10 protein-coding genes are annotated in these 9,077 nt (G+C 60.4%); 4 read left to right on the forward strand and 6 right to left on the reverse strand.

All coding sequences use genetic code 11. The features are described from left to right. The coding region (locus tag KGB24_RS27390) for a methyltransferase family protein (RefSeq protein ID WP_223474897.1) at positions 1 to 502 on the forward strand (502 nt) is incomplete at its 5' end. 109 nt (positions 503 to 611) lie between these two features. Here KGB24_RS27390 and KGB24_RS27395 read toward each other — a convergent pair. The 5 genes from KGB24_RS27395 to KGB24_RS27415 form a co-directional block, all read right to left on the reverse strand. Beyond that, the gene (locus tag KGB24_RS27395) at positions 612 to 1,280 is read right to left on the reverse strand and encodes an HAD-IA family hydrolase (protein WP_223413952.1); all 669 of its coding nucleotides are present in this window, start codon (positions 1,278 to 1,280) and stop codon (positions 612 to 614) included. Between the two features lie 76 nt (positions 1,281 to 1,356). After that, on the reverse strand, positions 1,357 to 1,764 hold the full coding sequence (locus tag KGB24_RS27400; protein WP_223413951.1) for a response regulator: 408 nt from the start codon (positions 1,762 to 1,764) through the stop codon (positions 1,357 to 1,359). A gap of 271 nt (positions 1,765 to 2,035) precedes the next feature. Next, positions 2,036 to 2,305, reverse strand: coding sequence for a pentapeptide MXKDX repeat protein (locus KGB24_RS27405; RefSeq protein WP_008033131.1), 270 nt, complete (start codon positions 2,303 to 2,305; stop codon positions 2,036 to 2,038). 71 nt (positions 2,306 to 2,376) lie between these two features. Beyond that, positions 2,377 to 3,156, reverse strand: a complete 780-nt coding sequence (locus KGB24_RS27410) for a molybdopterin-dependent oxidoreductase (RefSeq protein ID WP_223413950.1) — start codon at positions 3,154 to 3,156, stop codon at positions 2,377 to 2,379. Further along, complete coding sequence (locus KGB24_RS27415) at positions 3,153 to 3,761, reverse strand: cytochrome b/b6 domain-containing protein (protein ID WP_223413949.1); 609 nt, start codon at positions 3,759 to 3,761, stop codon at positions 3,153 to 3,155. The genes KGB24_RS27410 and KGB24_RS27415 overlap by 4 nt, the downstream gene beginning before the upstream one ends. A 273-nt stretch (positions 3,762 to 4,034) precedes the next feature. Here KGB24_RS27415 and KGB24_RS27420 point away from each other — a divergent pair, with 273 nt between their 5' ends. After that, entirely contained in the window at positions 4,035 to 4,970 is a 936-nt protein-coding gene (locus KGB24_RS27420) for a class I SAM-dependent methyltransferase (protein ID WP_223413935.1), read from the forward strand. Positions 4,971 to 5,087: 117 nt separating this feature from the next. Here KGB24_RS27420 and KGB24_RS27425 read toward each other — a convergent pair whose 3' ends face one another. Continuing rightward, the gene (locus KGB24_RS27425; protein ID WP_008043396.1) at positions 5,088 to 5,861 is read right to left on the reverse strand and encodes a helix-turn-helix transcriptional regulator; all 774 of its coding nucleotides are present in this window, start codon (positions 5,859 to 5,861) and stop codon (positions 5,088 to 5,090) included. Positions 5,862 to 5,972: 111 nt separating this feature from the next. Between KGB24_RS27425 and KGB24_RS27430 the strand changes: the two genes are divergently transcribed. Then, positions 5,973 to 7,076 (forward strand): polyamine ABC transporter substrate-binding protein, encoded by a 1,104-nt coding sequence (locus tag KGB24_RS27430; protein WP_223413934.1) that lies wholly within the window; start codon positions 5,973 to 5,975, stop codon positions 7,074 to 7,076. A 127-nt stretch (positions 7,077 to 7,203) separates the two neighbouring features. Continuing rightward, positions 7,204 to 8,319, forward strand: a complete 1,116-nt coding sequence (locus tag KGB24_RS27435; protein ID WP_223413933.1) for a P1 family peptidase — start codon at positions 7,204 to 7,206, stop codon at positions 8,317 to 8,319. Positions 8,320 to 9,077 lie beyond the last annotated feature (758 nt).

Below are 9,077 nucleotides of genomic sequence, written 5' to 3' on the forward strand. Positions count from 1 at the left end.
GTTCACCGAGGTCAACCTCAGCTCCGGCGAACGTGAAGACCGGGCCAATCGCTGGGTGCTGCCGGCCTTCGGGGGGATCGGGATAGCGAGCGGTTTTCTACCCGCCTACACCGACCGGATCGACTTTTGGACCTTCGGCGGTGAAGGCGTGCGTTGGTTCGGGGCGCTGGTGTTCATCATCGGCGGTGCGTTGCGCATGTGGCCGGTGTTTGTGTTGGGCAAGCGCTTCAGCGGACTGGTGGCGATTCAGCCGGGGCATCGCCTCGTGACAGAGGGGATTTATCGCCGTTTGCGTAACCCCAGCTATTTGGGGATGTTGGTGATTGCGGTGGGTTGGGCGCTGGCGTTTCGTTCGGGCGTTGGTCTGTTGCTGGCAGCGCTGACGGTGATCCCGCTGATTGCCCGCATCCACGCGGAAGAGGCGCTGCTGCGGGCGCAGTTTGGCAGTGAATATGAGGCGTATTGCAGCCGTAGCTGGCGGTTGATTCCCGGTCTCTATTAACGCCGCGGCCCTTGTAGGAGCCAGCTTGCTGGCGATGGTGTGTCAGCCACATTGATGTCGACTGATACACCATCGCCAGCAAGCTGGCTCCTACAGGGGGGCGGTGTTGTCAGGGGGTGAGCAGGCGGAGATGGCCGTCGGGGTCGACCTGGACGGTGACCGAGTCATAATCGACCATCGTCGCATGCGGCGTTTCGATCGGATGAGCGTGAGTCGAGGTAATGATCAACAGATCTGCCCCTGCAGCTTGCGCAGCGAGAATGCCGACGGTGGCATCTTCGAAGATCAGGCAATCGGTCACTTCGACACCTAACCGCCTGGCCGCCAACCGATAACCCGCCGGATCGGGTTTGCCGGCGCTGACGTCTTCCGCCGTGACCATCACCGCAGGTTCGGGAATCCCCGCCGCCGCCATCCGGCGAAGCGCGAGCGCTTTGGGCGCAGAGGTCACGATGGCCCACTGGCTGGCTGGCAGCGACGTCAGGAAGCCCGCCGCCCTGCGCACCTCGACAATTCCCTCGACATCATCGATTTCCGCTTGGGTAATCCACGCTGCTTCAGCCTCGGCATCGACACCTGGCAATGCCTGGCGGTTGATGGTGTCGATGGCCCGGACGCCGTGAATGGTCGGCAGAAAAGACTCCACATCCGCGCCATGGCGCAAGGCCCAGACGGTCCAGATGCGCTCGGCGGCGGCGATGGAATTGAGGACGGTGCCGTCCATATCGAACAGGAAAGCGCGATAAGGCTTGTTGAAAACCGATGGTTGAGCTGACAAGGATGAGCGTCCTTTTGCAAGAGCCGGGCGAGTTTTGCCGAGCAATGTAGCATTGGCTTGTCCGCCGCGTGTTGTTTCAGCCAACCGTCTTCGACTTCAACGCACCTTCCACGCAATCGAGCAATTGCCCCAGCGCCCAGGGTTTCTTGATGAACGACACCTCATGCCGCACGCCGGAAGTCTGCGGCGTTTCGAAGCCGGACATGATCATAATCGGCTTGCCCGGCCAGCGGTCGCCGAACTGATTGGCCAGATCGGCACCGTTGAGTTTGCCGGGCATGGTGATGTCCGTCAGCAGCAACCCCACCTTGTCTGCGTGCTGGTCCAGGTAACCTGCCGCAGCATCCGCACTGATCTGAGGTTCGACGGTGAAACCCTCCTCCCGAAGAATTTCGCAGAGAAACTCCAGGATCAGCGGGTCATCTTCAACCACAAGAATCAACCCGCCTGGAAGGTTCTCGCCCGCCGTCGATACTGGACACATGACTTTGCCACTCCCTGATTGCCGAATGAATTCGCGGGCTCAAATCCGCTGCCTACAGGTATGAGCAGCGGACTCGGCGGAAATTCATTTTTGATACAGGGAGTCGACGAAATCAGGCGTCCTGCAAAATCAGATCGGCGCCTTTCTGGAATGCAAAAACCTGTAAGAGCGAGCCTGCTCGCGAAGACGGCTTAAAATTCAACATCACTGTTGACTGACATGACGCCTTCGCGAGCAGGCTCGCTCCTACAGGGGATCGGGCTGTTTTGGCTTACTGCGACATGTTGTCCTTTTTCATGGCGTCCTTGGACATCTCGTCTTTTTTCATCCCGTCCTTGGACATGGCATCTTTCTTCATCGTGTCCTTGGACATGGAATCCTTTTTCATCATCGAGTCTTTTTTCATAGCGTCCTTGGACATCGAATCTTTGCTCATGCTGTCCTTGCTCATGCCATCACTGGTTGTCGTCTCGGCGGCAAACACGCTGGCGGCGCCTACGGCGAGGCACATGGACAATACGACGGTGGTCAGCTTTTTCATGATGAAACTCCTTGAAGCACAGGTTGCGATTGAACGCAGCGTGAGCCGCGCTGTGAAGTTGGCGGGTGCCGTCAGCTGCCACCGAACCAGTTGTAGCCCTGGTCTTCCCAGTAGCCGCCGCTGTAGGTGTTGCTGACGAAAATCGCCTGAATATGTTTGGGGTTTTTGTAGCCGAGCTTGGTGGGCATGCGCAGCTTCATCGGGAAGCCGTATTCACGCGGCAGCACCGCGCCGTCATAGGTCAGCGCCAGCAACGTCTGCGAGTGCAGCGCGGTGGCCATGTCGATGCTGGTGTAGTAATCGTCGGCGCATTTGAAACCGACATATTTGGCATCGGTGTCGGCTCCGACCCGTTTGAGGAAATCGCTGAACCGCACGCCGCCCCAGCGCCCGATCGCGCTCCAGCCTTCGACGCAGATATGCCGGGTGATCTGCTCGTTCTGCGCCATCGCACGCAGCTCTTCGAGGCGCCAGCTGCGCTTGTCGGCGACCAGGCCGGTGACTTCCAGCCGATAGCTTTCTTCCTCGACGGTCGGCGCCTCGTCGATGCCGTAAAACGCGTTGAAGGGGAACGGCCGAGTGATCATCGACGCCGGATAGGTCGGTGCCAGTGCATTGGGATTGAACAGCCAGCCCTGCACCCGATCATTGAACCGCGACATGGATGACAACGCAGTCTCGACGCTTTCGTTGTCGGTCAGGTTGCAGCCCGACAACATGGCCACGCCGCCGAGGGTCAGCCCACGCATCAGGAACGAGCGGCGCGAGCGGTCTTCGATCTGCGGCGCAATGATTTTCCGGGCGTCTTTGAGGATGGATGACTCATCCAGGCCTTCGATGGGCTTTTTCATACGGGCTCCTTGCGACCGATAATCATGGCCAGCAGCGTTTTGGGAACGAGCGCGACCATCACCAGATGCACCGCGACAAACGCCACCAACAGCGCCATCGCGATGAAATGCACATGCCGCGCTGCTTCGTAACCGCCGAGTAATTCACGCAACAGCGGAAACTGGACGGACTTCCACAACACCAGCCCGGAGACCACCAACAGCGTGATATCGAGCATCACGAACAGGTAAGCCAGCCGTTGCACCTGGTTGTAATGACTCAGGTCGGCATGTCCCAGCCGCCCGCGCAATGCGGCCCACAGGTCCTGCAGAACACCTTTGGGCGACACCGGGAAGAAGCGTCGAGAGAGGCGACCGCCGGCGAGGTTGATGATCAGGTAGACAAGGCCGTTGATCGCAAGAAACCACATCGCCGCGAAATGCCATTGCAACGCCCCGCCGAGCCAGCCGCCCAGCGTGATGCCTTTCGGGAAACTGAAGTCGTAGAGCGGCGATGCGTTGTAGATGCGCCAACCGCTGGTGACCATGACCAGCACCGCCAGGGCGTTCAGCCAATGGGTCAGGCGCAGCCAGCGCGGATGGGATGAAGCAGGTATCGGCGACATGATCGGCTCCCGGCGGTTGTTGTTATTTGTTGGAGCCGAGTATGGGAGCCGACAGATCGCCAAATCCTCACGTAAAGTTAAATTAAACGTGATAACTACCCCCCAATAACCTGTGGGAGCGGGCTTGCTCGCGAAGGCGGTGTGTCAGTCGATATCCATGTAACTGACACACCGCCTTCGCGAGCAAGCCCGCTCCCACAGTGTTGTGTGTTGTCCGCCCAAGGTGCGCAATTGTGGTTAAAATGCCGCCCCCTCAATGACCGACACCGCCCGATGAACTCAGACGCGCTCACCACCCTCCACGACCATCTGCTGACCGCCCTGGCAGCGGCTCCCGCAGAAACCCGCCGACTGTTCCACGGTCGCGGACGGTGCTGGCCGGGGCTGGAGCAATTGACCGTCGACTGGCTGCAAGGCGTGGTGCTGGTGTCGCTGTTCAAAGAGCCCGAAGCGGCGCAACTCGATGAGCTGAAACTACGGCTTATGGAAATCACCCGGTCACCCGAGTGGACGCAATCCGGCGCGCATACGTTGGCACTGCAACATCGCTACCTGCTGCAAAGCACCACCGAATGGCTGGTCGGGGAAGTCATCGATGACATGACCATCACCGAGGGCGGCCTGCGTTATCGCGTAGACCTGGGCCGCAAGCAGAACACCGGACTGTTCCTCGACATGCGTTACGGCCGCGACTGGGTGCGCGCCAATGCCGAGGGCAAGCGCGTGTTGAACCTGTTTGCCTACACCTGCGGTTTCTCCGTGGCGGCCATCGAGGGCGGTGCCGAACATGTGGTCAACCTGGACATGTCCAGCCCGGCCCTGAACCGTGGCCGCGACAATCACCGGCTCAACGGCCACGACATGAGCAAGGTGAGTTTCCTCGGCCACGACCTGTTCAAGTCCTGGGGCAAAGTGATCGGTAAAGGCCCTTATGACCTGGTGATCATCGACCCGCCGTCCTTCCAGAAAGGCAGTTTTCTGCTGACCAAGGATTACCAGCGCGTGCTGCGTCGGTTGCCGGAGTTGCTCACGCCACAGGGCACGGTGCTGGCCTGCATGAACGACCCGGCGTTTGGCGCGGACTTCCTGATTGATGGCGTCATGCGCGAGGCGCCGAGCCTGCGGTTCGAGCAACGGCTGGAGAATCCGCCGGAGTTTCCGGATGCGGATGTCGAGTGCGGGTTGAAGGCGTTGGTGTTTCGGCAGTAACACCGCGCCGCGCCCATCGCGAGCAGGCTCACTCCCACATTGGAATGCGATCGAATGTGGGAGTGAGCCTGCTCGCGATGGGGGCCTGACAGGCAATAAATCTCTGTGATTTGCCGGTCAACGCGGCTGCAACACCAACGCAAACAACTCCCCATGCCCGTTCACGTTGAGCTTGTGATAGACGTTGCGCCGATGCACTTTCACCGTTTCCGGCGAGATCCCCAATTGCTGGGCAATCGCCTTGCTTGAAAAGCCCTGAAGAATCAGGCGCGCCGTTTCGATTTCGCGCACTGTCAGGCGTGCGTCGAAGCGATCCAGCAACGTCGCCAGATCCCCGGCCACGGCTTCGGCAACCGGGCCTTCTGGCGGCATCAATTGCAGGTGACGGCGCATCGCCGCCAGCACCCAGTCACGCACACAAAGCAGACGGCCCTGCTCTTCCAGGGTAAAACGCGTCGAACGGCCGAGTGACAAACCGAGCACAGAGTCTTCGACGTTGATCATGAACTGCAACTCGTCGTCGCCCACCACCGAGCGGAAGTAACTCAGGTAGTACTCGCTCTGCTGAAACTGGTCCGGCGCCAGCGATTCGAGGCTGTGCAAGCCATCGGCAATGCCTGCACACGCGGCCTGATAAAACGGATCAAGCAAGTACATGCCGGCGCTGTAACCGGCCAGTTCTTCATGCTCGTCGGCGCCGCCCTTGGCGTCGAAATCGATCAGCAGGCGTGGCACTCGCCCCGGCCTCATCACCGCAACCAATGCGTTGTCCAGCGGCACCAGCAACCGTAGCGTATCGACCAGTGCGCGCCAGAAACCGTCCCGGCCCAACGCGCCAAACACCCGCGCCAGGCCCTGGTGCACCGGCAACTCTTTCAGCAACGCGTCCACGCTCTACCCCTTTCGAGTAACCCATGATGGGAATGGGTGAGTCCCCGGCCTGCCGATACGCTGCAAGCACCTGTTCATCACCGGCCTGCAGCAGGCCAGGAGTGCCGCATCATGAGTCGTCGCCTTCCACAGATCAATCTCGGGCTAAGCGCCTGTTTGTGCGTTTCGCTGTCGGCGTTGGCTGCCGAAGGCCCGACGGTTCACGTTTACAACTGGTACGACTACATCGGTCCCAACACCCTGCACGACTTCAAGCGCGACACCGGGATCGAGCCGGTTTACGACACCTTCGACAGCGCCGAAGTGCTCGAAGGCAAACTGCTCACCAGCCGCAGCGGCTACGACGTGGTGGTGGCCAGCAACTTCAGCCTGCCGACCCTGATCAAGGCCGGCGCCCTGGCACCATTGCCCCACGCGCAGATGCCAGACTTCAAAAACATGGATGCTGACCTGCTGGCGAAACTGGCCAACAACGATCCGGGCAATCAGTACGCCGTGCCGTACCTGTGGGGCACCAACGGCATCGGCTACAACATCGATAAAGTCCGCGCCGCGCTGGGCGACAAGGCACCGGTGGATTCCTGGGAGCTGGTGTTCAACGAAGCCAACCTGGCCAAACTCGGTCAGTGCGGCGTGGCCATGCTCGACTCGCCGTCGGAGATGCTGCCGGTGGCCCTGCACTACCTCGGCCTGCCGCCCAACAGCACCAATCCCGAGGACTACAAGAAGGCCGAAGCGCTGCTGCTCAAACTGCGTCCGCACATCGCCTATTTCAACTCGTCGAAATTCATCAGCGACCTGGCCAACGGCAACATCTGCGTCGCGGTGGGTTGGTCCGGCGCGATGCTGGAAGCCAAGACCAACGCCGAGCAGGCCAACAACGGCGTGAAGATCGCCTACAGCCTGCCGAAGGAAGGCGCACCGGTGTGGTTCGACACCCTCGTGTTGCTCAAGGACGCGCCACACCCGCAGCAGGGTCTGGCCTTCATCGACTACCTGATGCGCCCTGAAGTGATTGCCCCGGTCAGTGATCACCTCAACTACCCCAACGGCAACCGCAACGCTACGTCGCTGGTGGCCGAAGCGACTCGCAATAACCCGGCGGTGTACCCGTCCGCGCAAGCCTTGGCCACGTTATTCACCCTCCAGCCGCTGCCGCCGGCTACCGAACGCGTGCGTACGCGGATCTGGAGCAAGGTCAAAAACGGACAGTGAACCCGCTTTTGTAGGAGCCAGCTTGCTGGCGAAGCGCTCTTGAGGACGCCATCGCCAGCAAGCCGGCTCCTACAGGTTCGAATGCCTCCAGTTATTTTTCTGCCACGAATTGAAGATGAGAGAAACAATGAAACCACGTGCCCGCGACCTGAACCTCCAGTTCGGCCAACTGCAACCCGGCCCGCTCAATGCCATCACCGATGTACCCGGCGTGCGGGTCGGCCACAGTGATGTGCGAGGTCGCACCGCCAACGGTCGCGACATCCTGACCGGCGTCACCGTGATCGAGCCGCGTGCCGGTTCCACCAGCCAGCAACCGTGTTTTGCCGGCGTCCATGTGCTCAACGGCAACGGCGATGCCACAGGTCTGGAATGGATCCGCGAAGCCGGTCTGCTCACCAGCCCGATCGCCTTCACCAACACCCACAGCCTGGGCGTGGTGCGCGATGCGTTGATTGTACTGGACCGCGAACAGCAACCGGACGACGGGCGACTTTACTGGAACATGCCGGTGGTGCTGGAAACCTTCGACGGCTTGCTCAACGACATCAACGGTTTCCACGTCAAACCCGAGCACGTGGCCCAAGCCCTGCGCACGGCGACAAGCGGACCGGTGAAAGAAGGTGCGGTGGGTGGCGGCAGCGGCATGATCTGTCACGAATTCAAAGGTGGCATCGGCACCGCTTCGCGACGTTTGAATGCCGGCCAGGGTGGCTGGACAGTGGGCGCCATCGTCCAGGCCAACCACGGCATCCGCAACGAATTACGCGTCGACGGTTACCCGGTCGGGCGCTATATGGAAAAGGCTGATTCGCCATTCCTCAAGGCATCGTTGCCGCATCCGGGCATGGGTTCGATTGTGGTGTGCCTGGCCACCGATGCACCGTTGCTGCCACATCAATGCACCCGCCTCGCCCAGCGCGCCAGCCTCGGTCTGGCGCGGACCGGTGGCGGTAACGAAGACCACAGCGGGGATATCTTCATTGCCTTTACGACTGGCAACGATGTGCCACCCGCTGCTTATGAGAGCAAGAAGTCGCCGACAACCGACAACCTGAGCATGGTCAACAACGACCACATCAGCGAGTTGTTCCTTGCCGCTACCGAAGCCGTGGAAGAAGCAATCATCAACGCCCTGCTGGCCTGCGACACCGCCGAGGGCAATGGCCATGCGGTGCCGGGGCTGGACGCCGAAACACTGCTCAACGCCTTGCGTCGTGCGGGCTGGCCGGGACGCGACTAGCGGTACTTGAGTGCCAAACTCCATCTTCCTACGATGATTCTACGCAGCCGTTTGTTTGCTCAACTCGAGCGGCTGCGTAGGTGGTGAGTGATCTGAACCCCTACCAAGCTCACCGCCTGTTTCACGTGCATCTTGAGCCTCAAGGGCTCTACTTTTTCCCCATCAAAGAGCCCTGAGGCTCTTTTTTTTTTGCATGGGTGACAGACCAGAAAAAGCCCGGTATCTGATCGTAGTCATGCTGTTTAATTGTGATTTTTTGGATTGGATGGGGGGGTATATCCGTTGCTGCGGTGATGGCGGCTATTGGTTTCGCCCTTACGGCGAGTCACTTGGAAGAGCCCCAAGTAACCAAGGGCTTTTGCCCCTTTCGTTCGGTGCCTCGCTAATGCTCGGCATACCCTCGCTCCGGTCCTGCTCCGTGGGCCCGCCGCCATCGGCCATCCATGGCCGGGGGCGGCTAACCCGGCATCCATGCCGGGTTGCCCACTACGCAGAACCTCCACTCAGCCTCTCGAGGGGGCGACTACCGCCACAGCCGCCGAGGCGGCCTGAAAGCCGACCTGGCTCTTCAGTTGTCCGCGTTGTCCTTTTTTGATGCGTTCACTCATTCCGCACATGTGCACCGCCCCCCTGTAGGAGCCGGCTTGCCAGCGATGGACGTCAACGATAACGCGGGGTGTCTGAATCAACGCGGTGTCTGGGCGTTTTTCGCCGGCAAGCCGGCTCCTACAGGTAATTGCGTTTGCTTTTGATTTTCA

The sequence above is a fragment of the Pseudomonas sp. BF-RE-25 genome (assembly GCF_019956105.1).
In the GTDB taxonomy this organism is placed as follows: Bacteria; Pseudomonadota; Gammaproteobacteria; order Pseudomonadales; family Pseudomonadaceae; genus Aquipseudomonas; species Aquipseudomonas migulae.

Bases quoted from the DNA above. Each gene is read 5' to 3' on its own strand.
- KGB24_RS27400 (WP_223413951.1), bottom strand. From the start codon at position 1,764: ATGTGTCCAGTATCGACGGCGGGCGAGAACCTTCCAGGCGGGTTGATT.
- KGB24_RS27405 (WP_008033131.1), bottom strand. From the start codon at position 2,305: ATGAAAAAGCTGACCACCGTCGTATTGTCCATGTGCCTCGCCGTAGGC.
- KGB24_RS27410 (WP_223413950.1), bottom strand. From the start codon at position 3,156: ATGAAAAAGCCCATCGAAGGCCTGGATGAGTCATCCATCCTCAAAGAC.
- KGB24_RS27415 (WP_223413949.1), bottom strand. From the start codon at position 3,761: ATGTCGCCGATACCTGCTTCATCCCATCCGCGCTGGCTGCGCCTGACC.
- KGB24_RS27420 (WP_223413935.1), top strand. From the start codon at position 4,035: ATGAACTCAGACGCGCTCACCACCCTCCACGACCATCTGCTGACCGCC.
- KGB24_RS27430 (WP_223413934.1), top strand. From the start codon at position 5,973: ATGAGTCGTCGCCTTCCACAGATCAATCTCGGGCTAAGCGCCTGTTTG.
- KGB24_RS27435 (WP_223413933.1), top strand. From the start codon at position 7,204: ATGAAACCACGTGCCCGCGACCTGAACCTCCAGTTCGGCCAACTGCAA.